Raw genomic sequence first — 898 nt, 5'->3', positions numbered from 1 at the left:
GCGCCTGCAAAATTGCCTGAAGGTCAAACACTCGATACCGAGCGTATTGATGAGCTGATTGCGCAATTTTCGAGCTTAACGGTCACTGCAATCGCCGAGCAAGAAATTGCTTTTGCAGAGATTGAAAAGCTCAGCGTGAAAGATGCCGACGGCAAGCAGTTCGACTTTGAATTTGCTCAACATGAAGACAGCTATTATGTAAAACGCAGTGACTTTGCACATTGGTTTAGCCTTGGCAAAGCGCAGTTTGACAACCTAGCTAAAATCAATGCCAATGACTTTTTCATTACCCCAGATGATGACGAGAATTCGCAGCAATTGAGTCAGGATATGGGCCAACAAACCGATACTGAAACATCAGAGTAGATTGATTGCATGTTTCGATAAAAAGGGGAACTATTACGTTCCCCTTTTATTTTGCGCTACAACTGGAAATTAAATTAACTAAACACCATTTCTGGCACACACTCTGGCACCACTAACTTGCCTTGGGTTTTACTGACAATTTCTTCCACACTAATGCCTGGTGCACGCTCTAATAAATGAAATGCACCATCTTTTACCTCTAGCACAGCTAAATCGGTAACAATCTTATTAATGCAGTTCACCCCTGTTAGCGGAAGGCTGCAATGGCTGAGTAATTTGGACTCACCATGTTTATTAGCGTGGGTCATTACACAAATAATGTTTTTAGCGCCTGCCACTAAATCCATCGCGCCGCCCATGCCCTTCACCAATTTTTTTGGGATCATCCAGCTGGCAATATTGCCATGTTGATCCACTTCGAAAGCACCTAAAACGGTTAAATCAACGTGACCGCCGCGGATCATTGCAAAACTTTCTGCCGAGCTAAAAATAGCTGCGCCTGTAGCTGCGGTTACGGTTTCTTTACCGGCGT

2 protein-coding genes are annotated in these 898 nt (G+C 44.0%); one reads left to right on the top strand and one right to left on the bottom strand.

Going from position 1 to position 898, the window contains the following annotated elements:
* The coding region (locus ON073_RS20400) for a hypothetical protein (protein ID WP_274763698.1) at positions 1 to 366 on the top strand (366 nt) is incomplete at its 5' end.
* 74 nt (positions 367 to 440) lie between these two features.
* On the opposite strand, the gene ON073_RS20395 is transcribed toward ON073_RS20400, so the two are convergent.
* Positions 441 to 898: CoA-transferase (locus ON073_RS20395; protein ID WP_274763697.1), on the bottom strand; the 458-nt coding region annotated here is incomplete at its 5' end.

The organism is Pseudoalteromonas sp. G4 (assembly GCF_028875915.1).
GTDB lineage: Bacteria > Pseudomonadota > Gammaproteobacteria > Enterobacterales > Alteromonadaceae > Pseudoalteromonas.
This window is presented reverse-complemented; position numbering and strand designations above follow the sequence as displayed.